Raw genomic sequence first — 17,842 nt, forward strand, 5'->3', positions numbered from 1 at the left:
GCGCCCCGATTTCCGAGCCTTTCTCCAGCACGCAGACGCCGATTTCAGCGCCTTTTTCCGCGGCCAGCTGCTTCAGGCGGATCGCGGCAGACAGCCCGGCGGGACCGCCACCGACGATCACCACGTCGTATTCCATCGACTCGCGTGGGCCGTATTGCTCTAAAAGACTTGCGGGGGTCATCAATGCTCCTCTTGCCATTAGAATGCTTTTTTCGGGTTCGTATTGTCGGGTAACGTTCCCCGTGCCGCAACCCAACAGGCTAACATTAGCACGACCGTTCTATTCTGTGGCGTCAGATTTGGCGGGCCGACCCCGCCGCGTTCTGGCGCTTATTCACTTCTGAACAGGAACCGGAAATGGGCCGTTCGATCAATCTGGAAGGCAAGGTCGCGATGATCACGGGGGCCTCCAGCGGGCTCGGCAAGCGTTTCGCGCAGGTGCTCTCGCAGGCGGGTGCAAAGGTCGTGCTGGCGAGCCGCCGCGTGGAGCGGCTCAAGGAGCTGCGCGCCGAAATCGAGGCGAGCGGGGGCGCCGCGCACGTCGTGTCGCTCGACGTGACCGACTACCAGAGCATTCGCTCGGCGGTCGCGCACGCGGAAACCGAGGCGGGGACCATCGACATCCTCGTCAACAACTCGGGCGTCTCCACGACGCAAAAGCTCGCCGACGTCACGCCCGCCGACTTCGAGTACGTGTTCGACACCAACACGCGCGGCGCCTTTTTCGTGGCCCAGGAAGTCGCCAGACGCATGATCATGCGCGGCAACGGCGGCGGCCCGAAGCCGGCCTACCGCATCATCAATATCGCTTCGGTGGCGGGTCTGCGCGTGCTGCCGCAAATCGGCCTCTACGCGATCAGCAAGGCCGCGGTCGTCCATATGACGAAGGCGATGGCGCTCGAGTGGGGCCGCCACGGCATCAACGTGAACGCGATCTGCCCAGGCTACATCGACACGGAGATCAACCACCACCACTGGTCGACCGAGCAGGGGCAAAAGCTCGTTTCGATGCTGCCGCGCCACCGCGTCGGCAAACCCGAAGACCTCGACGGCCTGCTGCTGCTGCTCGCGGCCGACGAGTCGTCGTTCATCAACGGTTCGATCATCACCGCCGACGACGGCTTCGGGCTCACCTGAACGGAGGCGAGTCCGGCCGCCGGCCGGCATCCTGTTTTTCGCAACGACACGAAGTTGAAGTGCAATGAGTGACTACCACCCCGTATTTGAAATGACCATGCCGATCCGTTGGGGCGACATGGACGCGTTCGGCCATGTGAACAACACGGTCTATTTCCGCTACATGGAGCAGGTGCGCATTTCCTGGTTCGAGCATCTGGGCGTGGCTGCGGAGAGCGGCGACGGACAGGGTCCCGTGATCGTCAACGCTTCGATGGAATTCCTCAAGCAGCTGCATTACCCCGGCGACATCGTCTGCACGATGACGGTCGGCCAGCCAGGCCGCAGCAGCTTCGACACCGGTTTCGAACTGCGCCGCGCCGACGAGCCGGACACGCTCTACGCACGCGGGAACGCGCGCTGCGTGTGGATCGACTACGCGGCGGGCAAATCGGTACCGATTCCCGACATGCTGCGCGCCACCATCGAGCATGCCGGGCTGGTCAAGTCCGACCGGGTAGGCTGAGCGCCCCTATGTCGCGCGCTGCCCGGCAGCGCGCGGCTTTGGCGCCCTCACTTACTGGCCTAGCAGCCGCTGCAGCAGCTCGGTGGCGTTGCCGGTGTCGTACTTGCGCATGAGGCGCGCGCGATAGACATCCACGGTGCGCGGGCTGATCTCGAGAATGCGCCCGATCTGCTTGCTGGTCTTGCCGGTCACGAGCTGCGCGGCGATCTCGCGCTCGCGCGGCGTGAGCTCGATGGCCACACGGCGCGTCGCGCTCAGGTCTTCAAACGTCCAGACGCCCGCCGCGTGCGGCTCGGCGCGATCGAGCGAGCGCCCCGTGACGTGACACCAGAAGAGTTCGCCGTTGGCGCGCTTCATGATGCGGTCGTCGGCGTAGCTGCCTTGCGCCGTCATGATCGGCGGAATGCGTGCGCCGATGCGCTCGAACTCGTCCGCTGACGGGTAGAGCACCTGGAACGACTGGCCGATCAGCGCCTCGCGTACGCAACCGAAGATGGCGGCGACCTGGTCGTTGCAATCGACGATGGTGCGCTCGCGCGCCAGCACGAGGCCGATGGGCGCAAGATGGAACGCGGTCTGGTAGTCGAGAGCGGAGCGTTCGACGGGTTGGATGGGAGCAGCCATGGCGGACGGTGCGGGTATTGCTTTATGTAGTTTTGCGTATTGTGCCGCAACAGGGGGCCAGCGTACGCTTTGCACCCATCGGAGGGGCAGTTTTCGAGGCTCGCGCGGCTCGTTCGGGCCCGTGCGCGCTGCCCGGCCGGGCTGCCGGCTTCACGGCAACGCCACCGGGGCATGACTAGAATTGAACATCCGGACGCGCTCGACGTCCGCGCGACAAACCGGATTGGCGGATTTCCATTCGAGGAAGGGACACACTGATGAACAAGGTCTATAAAAGCGCGGCTGCCGCGCTCGAGGGCATCGTCAAGGACGGCCAGACATTCGCGGTTGGCGGCTTTGGGCTGTGCGGCATTCCCGAAGCCCTGATCGCCGCTTTGCGCGATACGGGCGTGAAGGGCATCACCTGCATCAGCAACAACGCGGGCGTGGACGGCTTCGGCCTCGGCCTGCTGCTGGAGACGCGCCAGATCAAGAAAATGATCTCCTCCTACGTGGGCGAGAACAAGGAATTCGAGCGCCAGTATCTCTCGGGCGAACTCGAACTCGAATTCACGCCGCAAGGCACGCTGGCTGAAAAGCTGCGCGCGGGCGGCGCGGGCATTCCGGCGTTCTTCACGAATACCGGCTTCGGCACGCTGATCGCCGAAGGCAAGGAAACGCGCCAGTTCGGCGACAATCACTACGTGCTCGAGCATTCGCTCACGGCAGATGTCGCGCTCGTGAAGGCGTGGAAGGCCGACAAGTCGGGCAACCTGATCTTCCGCCGCACGGCGCGCAACTTCAACCCGATGTGCGCGATGGCGGGCAAGATCACCGTGGCGGAAGTGGAGGAGATCGTCGAGAACGGCGCACTCGATCCGGACGCCATCCATACGCCGGGCATCTTCGTGCAGCGCATCGTGCTCAACGCGCACCCGGAAAAGCGCATCGAACAACGCACCGTGCGCGCCGCAGCTGGCAAACCCGCGGGCAACTGAGGAAGGAGACCGACCATGGCATGGAATCGTGACGAAATGGCCGCGCGCGCGGCGAAGGAACTGCAGGACGGCTTCTACGTAAACCTCGGCATCGGGCTGCCCACGCTCGTGGCCAACCACGTGCCCGCGGGCATGGAAGTGTGGCTGCAGTCGGAAAACGGCCTGCTCGGTATCGGCCCATTCCCGACCGAAGACGAAGTGGACGCCGACATGATCAACGCCGGCAAGCAGACCGTGACGACGCTGGCGGGCTCGTCGATTTTCTCGTCCGCAGACTCGTTCGCGATGATTCGCGGCGGCCACATCAACCTGGCGATCCTCGGCGCGATGCAGGTGAGCGAGAAGGGCGACCTGGCCAACTGGATGATCCCCGGCAAGATGATCAAGGGCATGGGCGGCGCGATGGACCTCGTGGCGGGCGTCGGCCGCGTGGTCGTGCTGATGGAGCACGTCGCGAAGGGCGACCAGCACAAGATTCTCGAAACCTGCACGCTGCCGCTGACGGGCGTGGGCGTGGTCGATCTCATCATCACGGACCTCGGCGTGATGGAAGTGAGCGACGCGGGCCTGAAGGTGACCGAACTCGCACCGGGCGTGACGGTGGAAGAGATCAAGGCGAAAACCGGTGCGCCGCTCGATGTGAGCGCCGTGGGCTGAACGTCGTAGCGTCAGCACAATTTGCGGCGGGCGAGACTTCGGTCTCGCCCGTTTCGTTTTTTGCGCACGGCTTGCACATGGTTCGCGGGCGGCTTGACCGGCGATGCCGGGCGGCAAAGCCGTTTACAATCGTTCGAAAGCCTTGATGCGCCTTCGAGCGAGGATTCCGCGATGACCGAATCGACCGCAGTGCCGCGCCAGCAATACGTCCAGTGTCTCAGTCCCGCGGGCCTGCACCGCATCGCGTACACCGAGTGGGGCGACCCCGCCAACCCGCGCGTGCTCGTGTGCGTGCACGGACTCACACGCTCGGGGCGCGACTTCGACCGCTTCGCCGCCGCGATGGCCGACCAGTATCGCGTCGTGTGCCCGGACGTGGCCGGACGGGGCCTGTCGTCGTGGCTGCTCGACCCGCGCGGCTACGGCGTCGCGCAATACGTGGCGGACATGGTCACGTTGATCGCGCGCACCGGCGTGGAGAAGGTGGACTGGTTCGGCACCTCGATGGGCGGCCTGATCGGCATGGCGCTCGCGGGGCTGCCGGGCGCGCCCATCGGCCGCATGCTGCTCAACGACGTCGGGCCGCATATCGAACCCGCGTCGCTCACGCGCATCGGCGAGTACGTCGGGCAAGGCGGGTCTTTCGCTACGCTCCAGGATGGCATCGACAATGCGGCGCTTCTCGCGGCCTCGTTCGGTCCGCTGAGTGCCGATGACTGGCGCGAGATCAATACCCCGTTGCTGCATGAAGTCGAAGGCACGTGGCGCTACCGGTACGACCCGCGCATTGCGGAGCCCTTCAAATCGCTCACACCCGAGCAGAACGAGGAGGGCGAGAAGTTCCTGTGGCGCTCCCTCGCTGCGTTCGAAGGGCCTGTGCTCGTCGTGCGCGGCGCGCTTTCGGATCTGCTTTCGCGCGAAACCGTCGAGAAGATGGTCGCGACCGGGCGCCAGGTATCGAGCGTGGAGATCGAGGGCGTCGGGCACGCGCCGGCCTTCCTCGCGCCCGATCAGATCGCGATCGCGCGCCGTTTCTTCGACGGCGAGGCCCTTCGCGCGTCATAATATGAGATTGGCCGGCATATTTCGGCGCGCGCGCCGATGCGCGCCGGATCGTGTCGGCCCGGAAGTCGACCGTTTTTCACTTCTCAACAGGAATTTTCATGGCAGTCATTCGTCACCACGTTGGCCCGCGTCTCTCGGAAACCGCCATTCACAATGGCACCGTCTACCTGGCCGGCCAGATCGCCGAAGACACGAAGCAGGACATCGCCGGCCAGATGCGCGAAGTGCTCGGCCACATCGACCGCCTGCTGGGCGAGGCGAACAGCGACAAGTCGCTGCTGCTCTCGGTGCAGATCTATATCGCCGACATGAAGGATTTCCCCGGCATGAACGCCGAGTGGGACAAGTGGGTCGCGCAGGGCGCGACCCCGCCGCGTGCGACGGTCGAAGCGAAGCTCGCGAATCCGGAATGCCTCGTCGAAGTCGTCGTGGTGGCTGCGCAGCGCGATTGAGCGCAAGACGTTCAGTCGGCGCAGCTGGTTTGATCCTTTTCGTTGTCGCCCGTCCGGCAAGCCGGCGGGCATTGCCTCATGAGTAGCGACACCGTTCCTCCCGCCCCTGCGGTTTCCGCCGATCCCGGCGCGCTGCCGTCGCTCGACGACGCGCTTGCGTTCGTGCGCGAGCACGCCGGCGACGCACGTCTTTCCACGGGCGAGCCGCTCATCGAACATGCGCAGGGCACGGCATTCATCATGAGCCGGCTCAACGTCGATCCGCCTGCGGTGCTCGCCGCGGCGCTCTTCAATCTCGCGCCGCATCTCGACGATCCGGAAAACGCGCTCGAAGCGCGCTTCGGCGCGGAAGTCGCGAAGCTCGTGTTCGATGTGCGCAAACTGTTGCGGCTCGGCACCGTGAGCCTGCGCGCGGCGCAGCATGCCGTGCCCGAAGCGGGCCGCGAAAGTCGCGACGCCCAGGCGGCGCGGCGCGCGCAGGTCGAGTCGCTGCGCAAGATGCTGCTGGCGTTCGCGCAGGACATCCGCGTCGTGCTGATCCGGCTCGCGTCGCGTCTGCAGTCGCTGCGCTTTTATGCGGCAGCGAAGATCAAGCCGGCGCCCGGGATCGCGCACGAGACGCTCGAGATCTACGCGCCGCTCGCCAACCGGCTCGGCATCTGGCAACTGAAGTGGGAACTCGAAGACCTCGCGTTCCGCTTCCAGGAGCCCGATACCTACAAGCGCATCGCGAAGCTGCTCGACGAAAAGCGCGTGGAGCGCGAGAGCTACGTGTCCGAGGCGATCGCGCGGCTGCAGAGCGAGCTTGCGGCGGCGCATATCCAGGCCGAGGTCAGCGGGCGGCCCAAGCACATCTACAGCATCTGGAAGAAGATGCGCGGCAAGGAGATCGACTTCTCCGAGCTTTACGACGTGCGCGCGTTCCGCGTGATCGTTCCCGACATCAAGGATTGCTACACGGTGCTCGGCATCGTGCACAACCTCTGGCAGCCGGTGCCGAGGGAGTTCGACGACTACATCTCGCGGCCCAAGCCCAACGGTTATCGCTCGCTGCACACGGTCGTGATCGGCGACGACGGCCGCGCGTTCGAAGTGCAGATCCGCACGCAGGAGATGCATCAGTTCGCCGAATACGGCGTGGCCGCGCACTGGCGCTACAAGGAAGCCGGTGCGAAGGGCTACGGCGGCCAGTTCAGCGCGAGCAGCAGCTACGACGAGAAGATCGCGTGGCTGCGCCAGCTGCTCGCCTGGAAGGACGATGTGTCGGATGGGCGCCAGCCGTGGGAGCAACTGCGCCAGGCCACGCTCGACGACGACCACATCTACGTCCTCACGCCCCAGGCGCGCGTGATCGCGCTGCCGCAGGGCGCAACGCCGCTCGACTTCGCCTATCACCTGCACAGCGAACTGGGCCATCGCTGCCGCGGCGCGCGCGTGGACGGCGCGATGGTGCCGCTCAACACCCAGCTGCGCAACGGCCAGACGGTCGAGATCGTCTCGGTGAAAGAGGGCGGCCCGTCGCGCGACTGGCTCAATCCGCAGCTCGGTTATCTGCACAGCCCGCGTGCGCGCCAGAAGGTCCGCGCGTGGTTCAACGCGATCGAGGCGCAGGAAAACATCGCCAACGGCCGTGCGATGGTCGAAAAGACGCTGCAGCGCGAGGGCCGCACGTCGGTCAGTCTCGATCAGCTCGCGGCCAAGCTGGGCTTCAAGTCGCCCGACGACCTCTTCAGCGTGGTCGGCAAGGAAGAGTTCAGCCTGCGTAACGTCGAGCACGCGCTGCACGACGCGCCGACAGCCGAGCCCGAAGAGGAGACGCCCGAGCAGCTCACCAAGCGCGCGAGCGGCGCGAACGTCGCGCATGGCGGGTCGTCGGGCGTGCTGGTGGTGGGCGTGGACGCGCTTCTTACGCAGCTCGCGCGCTGTTGCCGGCCCGCGCCGCCCGACGCGATCAGCGGCTTCGTCACGCGCGGCAAGGGCATGTCGATCCATCGCAGCGACTGTCCGACCTTCCGGCGCATGGCCAACCGCGCGCCCGAGCGCGTGCTGCACACCACGTGGTCCGCCGACGTGATGGGCGGGCGCGGCCAGTCGGTCTACCCGGTCGACATCTCGATCGAGGCCACCGACCGCCAGGGTTTGCTGCGCGACATCTCCGAAGTGTTCGCGCGCGAGAAGATGAACGTGATCGGCGTGAAGACGCAGTCGCGCCGCAATGCGGCGTACATGCAGTTCACGGTGGAAGTGTCGAATTCGGCGCAGATCCAGCGCGCCTGCGTGCTGCTCGGCGAAGTGGGCGGGGTGCAGCGGGCGTCGCGCAGGGGCTGAGGCCGCCAGACGGGGCAGCCAAAGATTGCCGCGCTGCAAAAAATGCTTGCCAAGTCTGCGGCCACTTCATATAATCTCTCTTCTTCAGGCTCGTAGCTCAGCTGGTTAGAGCACCACCTTGACATGGTGGGGGTCGTTGGTTCGAGTCCAATCGAGCCTACCAACGAAATCGAGATCCTGGCTTTGCCGGGGGCTCAAGGCAGTAAATGCACACAGCGCGCTGCGCCTGCAAAGGAAGCGCCATAAGGCGAATACGGTTATGACACCGCGAACGTTTACCGAAACTACTTCGGAGCGACGCTAGTCGAGGACCTCTTTCGCCTCTGTAGGCAGGTTTGAAAAGTGAATGCGGCCCCTCGAAAGCGGGGCCGCATTTTTTTTCGCTGTGAAGTTTTCCGCAGTCTGTTCCCACGAACAATACGATGTGCCTGCCCGGCACTTCTGGAGAAAAACATGGTTGCGATACGTCTGCCCGACGGTTCGGTTCGACAGTACGATCATCCCGTTACGGTCGCCGAAGTGGCGGCTTCGATTGGCCCCGGCCTCGCCAAGGCGGCGCTCGGCGGCAAGCTCGACGGCGAACTGGTCGATACGTCGACGCTGATCGATCACGACGCATCGCTCGCCATCGTCACGGACAAGGACGCCGACGGCCTCGACATCATCCGTCACTCGACGGCGCACTTGCTCGCCTATGCGGTGAAGGAGCTGTACCCGGAAGCGCAGGTCACGATCGGGCCGGTCATCGACAACGGTTTCTACTACGACTTCGCTTACAACCGTCCCTTCACGCCCGAAGATCTCGAGAAGATCGAAAAGCGCATGCAGGAACTCTCGAAGAAGGACGAGCCGGTGTCGCGCCGCGTCGTCACGCGCGGCGAAGCCGTGGACTACTTCAAGAGCATCGGCGAGAAGTACAAGGCGGAGATCATCGAGTCGATTCCGGGCGCCGAGGAAATCAAGCTGTACTCGCACGGCGGCTTCACGGACCTGTGCCGCGGCCCGCACGTGCCGTCCACGGGCAAGCTCAAGGTCTTCAAGCTCATGAAGGTCGCGGGCGCCTACTGGCGCGGCGACTCGAGGAACGAGCAGCTGCAGCGCATTTACGGCACGGCCTGGACGAAGAAGGAAGACCAGGACCAGTACCTCCACATGCTCGAAGAGGCTGAAAAGCGCGACCACCGCAAGCTCGGCAAGCAGCTCGACCTGTTCCACATGCAGGACGAGTCGCCGGGTATGGTGTTCTGGCACCCGAAGGGCTGGACGCTGTGGCAGCAGGTCGAGCAGTACATGCGCGGCCGCCTGCGCGTGGCCGGCTACGACGAAATCAAGACGCCGATGATCATGGACCGTTCGCTCTGGGAAGCGTCGGGTCACTGGCAGAACTATCGTGAAAACATGTTCACGACGGAGTCGGAAAAGCGCGACTACGCGATCAAGCCGATGAACTGCCCGGGCCACGTCCAGGTGTTCAACCACGGCCTGCGCTCGTATCGCGATCTGCCCCTGCGTTACGCGGAGTTCGGCTCGTGCCACCGCAACGAGGCGTCGGGCGCGCTGCACGGCTTGATGCGCGTGCGCGGCTTCGTCCAGGACGATGCGCACATCTTCTGTACGGAAGACCAGATCATCAGCGAGTCGATTGCCTTCAACACGCTGGCAATGAGTATCTACAAGGATTTCGGGTTCGATCACATCGACATCAAGCTCTCGCTGCGCCCGGATTCGCGCGCGGGGACGGATGAAACGTGGGATCGCGCCGAGCAGGGCCTGCGCGAGGCGCTCACGGCCTGCGGCCTGCAGTGGGAAGAGCTGCCGGGCGAGGGCGCGTTCTACGGTCCGAAGGTCGAGTACCACATCAAGGACGCGCTGGGCCGCTCGTGGCAGTGCGGCACGCTGCAGCTCGACATGGTCCTGCCGGAGCGCCTTGGCGCCGAGTACGTGGCCGAGGACAACAGCCGCCGCCGCCCGATCATGCTGCACCGGGCCATCCTCGGTTCGATGGAGCGTTTCCTCGGAATTCTGATCGAGCACCATGCCGGCGCAATGCCGCCGTGGCTCGCTCCGGTGCAGGCCGTTGTGATGAATATCGCGGAAAGTCAGGCCGAATATGCCGCGAATCTGGTCCAATCGTTGCAAAAACAAGGGCTTAGAGTGGTGGCCGATTTGCGCAACGAGAAAATTAGCTATAAAATACGCGAGCACACGCTTGAGAAGGTCCCATACCTGCTTGTCGTCGGCGACAAGGAGCGTGAAGCACAAACGGTAGCCGTGCGTGCCCGTGGCGGCGTCGATCTGGGTGTCATGCCCGTCGATGCCTTTACAGCGCGTCTTGCGGAAGACATCAAGACGTTCAGGTAAGCCACTGCGGCAGCGCGGCTCGTTTTTTTAATTTTTAGAGGAAACGTAACATCGCTACGGATAAGTCGCATCGCATCAACGGTGAAATCACTGCACCCGAGGTGCGTCTCGTCGGAATCGAGAACGAGCCGCTCGGCATCGTAAAGCTGGCCGATGCGTTCCGCATGTCGGAACAGCAGGACGTCGATCTGGTTGAAATTGCCCCGCAGGCCGTGCCTCCCGTGTGCCGCCTGATGGACTACGGCAAGTTCAAGTACCAGGAATCGAAGAAGCAGCACGAGGCCAAGCTCAAGCAGAAGGTCATCCAGGTCAAGGAAGTCAAATTCCGCCCGGGTACCGACGATGGCGATTACAACGTCAAGCTGCGTAATCTCATGCGCTTCCTCGACGATGGCGACAAGACGAAGATCACGTTGCGTTTCCGGGGCCGCGAAATGGCCCACCAGGAAATCGGTATGCGCATGCTCGAGCGCCTGCGCACCGACCTCGAAGAAGTCGGTCAGGTCGAGCAAATGCCGAAGATGGAAGGGCGCCAGATGATCATGGTGCTCTCGCCCAAGAAGAAGAAGTAATTGGCGTGCCGCGCGGCGTAGTCTGCGCGGCGGCCAACAGCAGTTTTCAATGACGTCTTCGGCGCCGTGTTGCGCGGAAGGCGGCAAGCAGGTTCCGGAACGGCGCCCGCGCGCTGCACGTGAAGTGCGGCAAACGGGCGTTTTTCCTGGAAGCGGCGGCGAGCTTGTTTTAAAAAGCCAGCCAGTCGCCAAAACAAGTGGAGTGGGTTTCGAAGGGCGGAGTCCCGGCAAGGTGTGTGAACACCGCGCCAACCGCACACCCATGTCCATCAAATAATGGAGTTGTCTGTCATGCCGAAGATGAAGACCAAGAAGAGCGCTGCAAAGCGCTTCGTGGTTCGTCCGGGCGGTACCGTCAAGCGCGGTCAAGCCTTCAAGCGTCACATCCTGACCAAGAAGACCACCAAGAACAAGCGTCATCTGCGTGGTGCAACGGCCGTTCACGATTCCGATCTGAACTCCGTGCGCGCAATGCTGCCGTTCGCGTAATCCTCAACCGATAACTCATAGGAGCGAAACATGCCTCGAGTCAAACGTGGGGTTACCGCACGGGCCCGCCACAAGAAGATCATCAACCTGGCCAAGGGTTACCGCGGCCGTCGCAATAACGTCTATCGCATCGCCAAGCAGGCGGTCATGCGCGCAGGCCAGTACGCCTATCGCGATCGCCGCAACAAGAAGCGTGTGTTCCGCGCACTGTGGATCACGCGTATCAACGCGGCGGTGCGTCAGCACGACATGACCTACAGCGTGTTCATCAACGGCCTGAAGAAGGCTTCGATCGAACTCGACCGCAAGGTTCTGGCTGACATGGCTGTGTTCGACAAGGCTGCATTTGCTGCGATCGTCAAGCAGGTGAAGGCCGCCGTCGCTGCCTGATAGCAGGTATTGCGCAGGTTCGTTGCAGCAGACATTCCGGTAGTCTCGGTGATGCTGCAACAAAAACGGGGCTCCTCACCGAGCCCCGTTTTTGTTGGTAATTACGCTTCTTGCGCCGCTTCATGGAGTGTCTTCGCGTCGTCATTGCCAGGCGTCATCATGGCGTGCCGTGAGCGCGGAGAGGCTCCAAGTCTCAAACTCTGACGCTGAAAAGATGGGATCAATGGATCTGGACCAGATTGTCGCCGACGCGCAAAGCGCGTTCGCTTCCGCCCCCGACGTCAACACGCTTGAAAACGAAAAGGCCCGCTTTCTCGGCAAGTCCGGCGCACTGACCGAACTGCTCAAGGGTCTCGGCAAGCTCGACGCGGAAACGCGCAAGACCGAAGGCGCTCGCATCAACGCCGTCAAGCAGCAAGTGGAAGCTGCGCTCACCGCGCGCCGCCAGGCGCTCGCGGACGCGCTGCTGAACCAGCGTCTCGCCGCCGAGGCGATCGACGTCACGCTGCCGGGTCGCGGCACGGGAACGGGCAGCCTGCACCCCGTGATGCAGACGTGGGAGCGCGTCGAGCGCATTTTCGGCTCGATCGGCTTCGACGTGGCCGACGGTCCCGAGATCGAAACCGACTGGTACAACTTCACCTCGCTCAACAGCCCGGAAAACCATCCGGCGCGCTCCATGCAGGACACGTTCTACGTGGACGGCAAGGACGCCGATGGCCGTCAGCTTTTGTTGCGCACGCACACGAGTCCGATGCAGGTGCGCTACGCGCGCACGCACACGCCGCCCATCAAGGTGATCGTGCCGGGCCGCACCTATCGCGTGGACAGCGACGCCACGCACTCGCCGATGTTCAACCAGGTCGAAGGCCTGTGGATCGAAGAGAACATCAGCTTCGCAGACCTGAAGGGTGTTTACACCGACTTCCTCAAGAAGTTCTTCGAACGTGACGACATTCAGGTGCGCTTCCGTCCGTCGTACTTCCCGTTCACGGAGCCGTCGGCCGAAATCGACATGATGTTCGAGCAAGGCAAGAACGCCGGCAAGTGGCTCGAGATCTCGGGCTCGGGCCAGGTGCATCCGACCGTGATCCGCAACATGGGCCTCGACCCGGAGCGCTACATCGGCTTTGCGTTCGGCAGCGGCCTCGAACGCCTGACGATGCTGCGCTATGGCGTGCAGGACCTGCGCCTGTTCTTCGAAGGCGATCTGCGCTTTTTGCGTCAGTTCGCCTGAGCGAAGCGACGCATTCGCTTGCAGTGCGCGAGGCGGACGCAGCACCTGAAGAAGGTGCGCGAGCACCCGCCTACGCGACGGTCACAATCTGTCTGGAACGTAAAACCAAATGCTATTCCCCGAATCCTGGCTGAGAAGCTTTGTCGATCCGAAGCTCACGACCGATGAACTGGCCCACGCGCTCACCATGGCCGGCCTCGAAGTCGAAGGCCTGAGCCCGGCGGCGCCCCCCACCACGAAAATTGTCGTAGGCCGCGTGCTCGAAGTCGTGAAGCACCCGGACGCGGACAAGCTCAACGTCACGCAGGTCGATGCCGGCACCGGCGCGACGCTGCAGATCGTCTGCGGCGCGCCCAACGTCGCGCCCGGCATCAAGGTGCCCGTGGCGCTCGTGGGCGCCGAACTGCCGCCCGCCGAAGAAGGCGGCAAGCCTTTCGCGATCAAGCTCTCGAAGCTGCGTGGCGTGGAAAGCCAGGGCATGCTGTGCTCGGCGCGCGAACTGAAGCTCTCGGAAGACCACAGCGGCCTGATGATCCTGCCGGAAGACACGCCGATCGGCCAGGACATCCGCGAAGCGCTCAATCTCGACGACACCGTCTTCGAAGTCAAGCTCACGCCGAACAAGGCCGATTGCCTCTCGGTGTACGGCATCGCGCGCGAAACCGCTGCGATCACCGGCGCGCCGCTGCAGGCGCCCGTGTATCCGAAGGTCGAAGTGAAGCTCGATGAAAAGCTGCCCGTGAAGATCTCGGCGCCGGACCTGTGCGGCCGCTTCTCGGGCCGCGTGATCCGCGGCGTGAACGCGCACGCGAAGACGCCGACGTGGATGGTCGAGCGTCTCGAGCGTTCGGGCCAGCGCAGCATCTCGGCGCTCGTCGATATCTCGAACTACGTGATGCTCGAACTCGGCCGCCCGTCGCACGTGTTCGATCTCGACAAGATCCACGGCTCGATGGACGTGCGCTGGGGCAAGAAGGGCGAAACGCTCAAGCTGCTCAACGGCAATACCGTCGAAGTCGATGAAACCGTGGGCGTGATCGCCGACGAGCGCGAGATCGAAAGCCTCGCGGGCATCATGGGCGGCGACAGCACGGCCGTCACGCTCGACACCACGAACATCTATCTCGAAGCCGCCTTCTGGTGGCCGGACAGCATTCGTGGCCGCTCGCGCCGCTACAACTTCTCGACCGATGCGGGCCATCGCTTCGAGCGCGGCGTGGACTGGTCGACGACCGTCGAGCACATCGAGCGCATCACGCAGCTGATCCTCGATATCTGCGGCGGCGCTGCCGGCCCGGTCGACGATCAAACCGTGAACGTACCCACGCGCGAAGCGGTGAAAATGCGCGTGCCGCGCGCGAACCGCATCATCGGCGTGAAGATCGGCGCCGACGAGATCGCGCAGATTTTCACGCGCCTCGGTCTCACGTTCACGCGTAGCGTTGACGATGCGGGCGACGAGAGCTTCAGCGTCACGCCGCCGCCGTACCGCTTCGACATCGAGATCGAAGAGGACCTGATCGAAGAAGTTGCGCGGATCTACGGCGTCGAAAAGATTCCGGCGTTGCCGCCGGTGGCGCGCAGCGAAATGCGTGCGACCCACGAAACGCGCCGCTCGATCCACGCGATTCGCCACGCGCTCGCCGCGCGCGACTACGCTGAGACGATCAACTTCAGCTTCGTCGATGCCGAGTGGGAGCAGGACTTCGCCGGCAACGCGAATCCCGTGAAGCTGCTGAACCCGATCGCGAGCCAGCTCTCGGTCATGCGCACGACGCTGTTCGGCAGCCTCATCAACGTGCTGCGCCACAACCTCAACCGCCGCGCCGAGCGCGTGCGCGTGTTCGAGGCGGGCCGCGTGTTCCTGCACGATCCGTCGATCAAGGCGAGCGAGATGACGGTGGAAGGCTTCGCACAACCGAAGATGATCGGTGCGCTCGCCTACGGTCCCGCGCTCGAAGAGCAGTGGGGCGCGCAGACGCGCGGCGTGGACTTCTTCGACGTGAAGGGCGATCTCGAGGCGTTGTTCGCATCGCTCGGCGCCGCGAAGACGCCGCGTTTCGTGAAGGCGGAACACCCCGCGCTGCACCCGGGACGTAGCGCGCGCATCGAAGTCGATGGCCGTGCCGTGGGCTGGATTGGCGAGCTGCATCCGCGCTGGATGCAGAAGTACGACCTGCCGCACGCACCGATGCTCTTCGAAGTCGAGGCCGACGCACTGATGGCGCGCGAACTGCCTGCGCCTGGCGAAGTCTCGAAATTCCCGCCGGTCCGCCGTGACATCGCTCTCGTTGTCGATCAAAAGATCGAGGTGCAAGCGTTGCTCGACGAGTTCCAGAAGGGTATGCAAGACGAGCCTTGCCGGATTGTGCAGAGGGTTGCGCTTTTCGATGAATTTCGTGCAAAATCAAATACTTCCGGACTTGGCGCGGACGAGAAAAGCCTTGCCTTCCGGGTGACCCTGCAAGATACTGGCGGAACCCTTCAGGACGAGACGGTCGATACGGCCATCAAGTCCCTGGTGGATCGCCTGGCTCGAGTGTATGGCGCCCGGTTGCGCGGATAAGCTCCTCGGCTCTTCACGTACCGACATCGGCTTCCGGTTTGCGAGGTAGCAAGTCGACCCCGCAACCGGCAGCGCGCCATTGCATAGATAGATGAACGAAATGAACTCGAGTGATTTCGAAGCCCTTCTTGCGGCACAGCGTAGCGCCATGATTCGCGACATTCCTGCCTCGTCGGCAAGCGCCACGAACGACACGCCCACGCTGACGAAAGCCGAACTCGCTGAGCTGCTGTTCGACAACGTCGGTCTCAACAAGCGCGAAGCGAAAGACATGGTCGAAGCCTTCTTCGAAGTGATTCGCGACGCGCTTGAAAGCGGCGACAGCGTGAAGCTGTCGGGCTTCGGCAATTTTCAGTTGCGCGACAAGCCGCAACGACCCGGCCGCAACCCGAAGACGGGTGAAGCGATACCCATCGCGGCGCGTCGCGTGGTGACGTTCCATGCGAGCCAGAAGCTGAAGGCGCTCGTGGAGAGCGGCGCCGAGGCGAGCTTCCCGCGTTGATGCGCTGAGGTTGTTTGCCCGCGCTGGTACGCCTGCGCCGGTGGCAATATGGCGGGCGTGAACGTATAAGTAGAACTAGCAGACTTCAAGGACCCAGGCGGCGACGCCTCATTGCGCAACCACCACGACGGCAACCCGGCGATGACATCGACAAGCGAAAAGGTCGTCTTGCCTCCCATCCCCGCCAAGCGCTACTTCACCATTGGCGAGGTGAGCGAGCTGTGCGGCGTGAAGCCTCACGTACTGCGGTATTGGGAGCAGGAGTTCACGCAGTTGAAGCCGGTGAAGCGGCGCGGCAATCGTCGCTATTACCAGCATCACGAAGTATTGCTGATCCGTCGCATTCGCGAACTGCTCTACGAGCAGGGGTTCACGATCAACGGCGCGCGCAACCGGCTCGACTCGCACGGGGCGGCGGCCGACGAAGCCGGGCGGTCCGAAGCAGCAGGGGTGCCGGTTGCCGAAGGCACGACCGCCCTCGTGGACGTCGATCAGTTGCGCAAGGAATTGCTGCACGTGCTCGATCTGCTTGGGCGCTGAAACACCTCGCTGAACGCATGCATGTGAGTCGTTCACGAATTACGTGCGAAGCGGTTCTAATTAGGGAAACTCTCTGTTATACTTTCTAGCTCTCGGGGCGTAGCGCAGCCTGGTAGCGTACCTGCATGGGGTGCAGGTGGTCGGAGGTTCAAATCCTCTCGCCCCGACCAGAATAGAGCCCGCGTAATCGAAAGGTTACGCGGGCTTTGTCTTTTGTGCGCCGCAAAGCAAATACATGGCGAGCACAAGAAAGCGCAGGAAGCGTAGAACGAGACCGCAAGATCCGGCTGTTAATTTTTCTCACATATCGGTGAGAATCCTTCGTTATACGGCGCGTGCCGCTCGCCTTACGATACGCGTACCTTCGCGCCGGTGATGCGTGCAATCGCGCGCCCGCGCGCAACTCCGTGCTCACTCAGCGCCACTTCACATGAACCCGATCGAACTCGCGCAACTGGTCGTCCTCGCCGCCCTGTGGGGCGGGTCGTTTCTGTTCATCCGCGTCGGCGTGACCGACTTCGGCGTCGCGCCCCTGATGGCGCTGCGCGTCGGCATCGGCGCGTTGTTCCTGCTGCTCGTGCTGTTTTCGCGGCGCCCCGCACGCGAAGCGCTCGGCACGCTGCGCGAACGCGCGTGGCCGCTTTTCATCGTGGGCATCCTGAATTCGGCCGCACCGTTCTGTCTGTTCGCGTGGGCCGAGCTCACGCTCTCAGCGGGCGTCACGTCCGTGATCAACGCGACCACGCCGCTGTGGGGCGCAGTCGTCGCGTATGTCTGGCTCAAGGATCGTCTGAGCGGGCTGCGGGTGGTCGGGCTCGCGATCGGCTTCGCGGGTGTGCTCGCGTTGGTGTGGGATCAGGTCGTGACGCACGCCGGCGACGGCGCGTCATCCACCAGCGCTGCGCTCGCCGCCCTCGCGGCGCTCGTCGCAGCGGCGCTGTACGGCGTCGCCGCGAGCTACACGAAGCGCCACCTCACGGGCGTCGATCCGCTCACGGTCGCTGCCGGGACGATGACGGGCGCGACGCTCGTGCTCGCGCCGTTCGCCGTGGCAACCTGGCCGGCTACGCCCATCTCGCTGCCTGCGTGGGGCGCGGTGCTCGGCCTTGGCGTGGCGTGCACGGGTATCGCGTATCTGTTGTTCTTCCGCCTGATCGCAGCGGTGGGCCCGGCGCGCGCGATCACGGTGACGTTCGTGATCCCGATCTTCGGCATTCTGTGGGGCGCGCTCTTTCTCGGCGAACGCGTGTCGATGGGCATGGTCGAGGCGTGCGCGGCGATTCTCGTGGGCACCGCGCTCGCCACCGGCTTCGTGAAGCGCTTGCCGGGCTTCACCGCGCGCCGCAGCCGGGCAGGCGCGGAACGCTAGCAGGGTAGCGCCCGCACGGCGCGCTCAAGCTCGCTCAAGCCGCCGCGCGCGGCACGGCTTTCACTTCCTTC

At 63.8% G+C, this 17,842-nt stretch carries 18 protein-coding genes and 2 tRNA genes; 18 read left to right on the top strand and 2 right to left on the bottom strand.

Annotated elements, in window-relative coordinates; all coding sequences use genetic code 11:
* A partial coding sequence (locus AB4Y44_RS41155; protein WP_368702692.1) for an FAD-dependent oxidoreductase occupies positions 1-181 on the bottom strand: 181 nt, incomplete at its 3' end.
* A 176-nt stretch (positions 182-357) separates the two neighbouring features.
* Here AB4Y44_RS41155 and AB4Y44_RS41160 point away from each other — a divergent pair.
* Together AB4Y44_RS41160 and AB4Y44_RS41165 are read left to right on the top strand one after the other, a co-directional pair.
* Positions 358-1,137 carry an SDR family oxidoreductase gene (locus AB4Y44_RS41160; RefSeq protein WP_133181603.1) on the top strand — a complete coding sequence of 260 codons (780 nt, stop codon included), beginning with the start codon at positions 358-360 and terminating at the stop codon, positions 1,135-1,137.
* Between the two features lie 64 nt (positions 1,138-1,201).
* Positions 1,202-1,642 carry a thioesterase family protein gene (locus tag AB4Y44_RS41165; RefSeq protein ID WP_028204259.1) on the top strand — a complete coding sequence of 147 codons (441 nt, stop codon included), beginning with the start codon at positions 1,202-1,204 and terminating at the stop codon, positions 1,640-1,642.
* A gap of 51 nt (positions 1,643-1,693) precedes the next feature.
* Here the strand turns inward: AB4Y44_RS41165 and AB4Y44_RS41170 are convergent, their stop codons facing one another.
* Positions 1,694-2,266, bottom strand: a complete 573-nt coding sequence (locus AB4Y44_RS41170) for a LuxR C-terminal-related transcriptional regulator (protein WP_342923622.1) — start codon at positions 2,264-2,266, stop codon at positions 1,694-1,696.
* Between the two features lie 257 nt (positions 2,267-2,523).
* Between AB4Y44_RS41170 and AB4Y44_RS41175 the strand changes: the two genes are divergently transcribed.
* From AB4Y44_RS41175 to AB4Y44_RS41250, 16 genes are all read left to right on the top strand, one after another.
* Positions 2,524-3,243 (top strand): CoA transferase subunit A, encoded by a 720-nt coding sequence (locus tag AB4Y44_RS41175; RefSeq protein ID WP_342923623.1) that lies wholly within the window; start codon positions 2,524-2,526, stop codon positions 3,241-3,243.
* Between the two features lie 15 nt (positions 3,244-3,258).
* The gene (locus AB4Y44_RS41180) at positions 3,259-3,900 is read left to right on the top strand and encodes a CoA transferase subunit B (protein ID WP_342923624.1); all 642 of its coding nucleotides are present in this window, start codon (positions 3,259-3,261) and stop codon (positions 3,898-3,900) included.
* A 171-nt stretch (positions 3,901-4,071) separates the two neighbouring features.
* Positions 4,072-4,965 (top strand): alpha/beta fold hydrolase, encoded by an 894-nt coding sequence (locus tag AB4Y44_RS41185; RefSeq protein WP_368702693.1) that lies wholly within the window; start codon positions 4,072-4,074, stop codon positions 4,963-4,965.
* A 98-nt stretch (positions 4,966-5,063) separates the two neighbouring features.
* Positions 5,064-5,417 (top strand): RidA family protein, encoded by a 354-nt coding sequence (locus AB4Y44_RS41190; protein WP_342923625.1) that lies wholly within the window; start codon positions 5,064-5,066, stop codon positions 5,415-5,417.
* Positions 5,418-5,495: 78 nt separating this feature from the next.
* Positions 5,496-7,745 (top strand): bifunctional (p)ppGpp synthetase/guanosine-3',5'-bis(diphosphate) 3'-pyrophosphohydrolase, encoded by a 2,250-nt coding sequence (locus AB4Y44_RS41195; RefSeq protein ID WP_342923626.1) that lies wholly within the window; start codon positions 5,496-5,498, stop codon positions 7,743-7,745.
* A gap of 86 nt (positions 7,746-7,831) precedes the next feature.
* Positions 7,832-7,908, top strand: a tRNA-Val gene (locus AB4Y44_RS41200).
* 290 nt (positions 7,909-8,198) lie between these two features.
* Positions 8,199-10,106, top strand: a complete 1,908-nt coding sequence (gene thrS, locus AB4Y44_RS41205; protein WP_368702694.1) for a threonine--tRNA ligase — start codon at positions 8,199-8,201, stop codon at positions 10,104-10,106.
* Positions 10,107-10,156: 50 nt separating this feature from the next.
* Positions 10,157-10,678 (top strand): translation initiation factor IF-3, encoded by a 522-nt coding sequence (gene infC / locus AB4Y44_RS41210; RefSeq protein WP_342923698.1) that lies wholly within the window; start codon positions 10,157-10,159, stop codon positions 10,676-10,678.
* 291 nt (positions 10,679-10,969) lie between these two features.
* Positions 10,970-11,167, top strand: coding sequence for a 50S ribosomal protein L35 (rpmI, locus tag AB4Y44_RS41215; RefSeq protein WP_004191477.1), 198 nt, complete (start codon positions 10,970-10,972; stop codon positions 11,165-11,167).
* A gap of 30 nt (positions 11,168-11,197) precedes the next feature.
* On the top strand, positions 11,198-11,557 hold the full coding sequence (rplT, locus tag AB4Y44_RS41220; RefSeq protein ID WP_004192938.1) for a 50S ribosomal protein L20: 360 nt from the start codon (positions 11,198-11,200) through the stop codon (positions 11,555-11,557).
* 223 nt (positions 11,558-11,780) lie between these two features.
* Positions 11,781-12,794: a phenylalanine--tRNA ligase subunit alpha gene (gene pheS / locus AB4Y44_RS41225; protein ID WP_069268188.1), complete on the top strand. Its 1,014-nt coding sequence runs from the start codon at positions 11,781-11,783 to the stop codon at positions 12,792-12,794.
* A gap of 109 nt (positions 12,795-12,903) precedes the next feature.
* Positions 12,904-15,360 (top strand): phenylalanine--tRNA ligase subunit beta, encoded by a 2,457-nt coding sequence (pheT, locus tag AB4Y44_RS41230; protein ID WP_368702695.1) that lies wholly within the window; start codon positions 12,904-12,906, stop codon positions 15,358-15,360.
* A 91-nt stretch (positions 15,361-15,451) separates the two neighbouring features.
* Complete coding sequence (locus AB4Y44_RS41235) at positions 15,452-15,862, top strand: integration host factor subunit alpha (protein ID WP_028204248.1); 411 nt, start codon at positions 15,452-15,454, stop codon at positions 15,860-15,862.
* Between the two features lie 141 nt (positions 15,863-16,003).
* Complete coding sequence (locus AB4Y44_RS41240; RefSeq protein WP_368702696.1) at positions 16,004-16,402, top strand: MerR family transcriptional regulator; 399 nt, start codon at positions 16,004-16,006, stop codon at positions 16,400-16,402.
* A 93-nt stretch (positions 16,403-16,495) separates the two neighbouring features.
* Positions 16,496-16,572 (top strand) — tRNA-Pro (locus AB4Y44_RS41245).
* Between the two features lie 260 nt (positions 16,573-16,832).
* Positions 16,833-17,771 carry a DMT family transporter gene (locus AB4Y44_RS41250; protein WP_342923630.1) on the top strand — a complete coding sequence of 313 codons (939 nt, stop codon included), beginning with the start codon at positions 16,833-16,835 and terminating at the stop codon, positions 17,769-17,771.
* Positions 17,772-17,842 lie beyond the last annotated feature (71 nt).

This window comes from Paraburkholderia sp. BR10937, assembly GCF_040965695.1.
Lineage (GTDB): Bacteria > Pseudomonadota > Gammaproteobacteria > Burkholderiales > Burkholderiaceae > Paraburkholderia.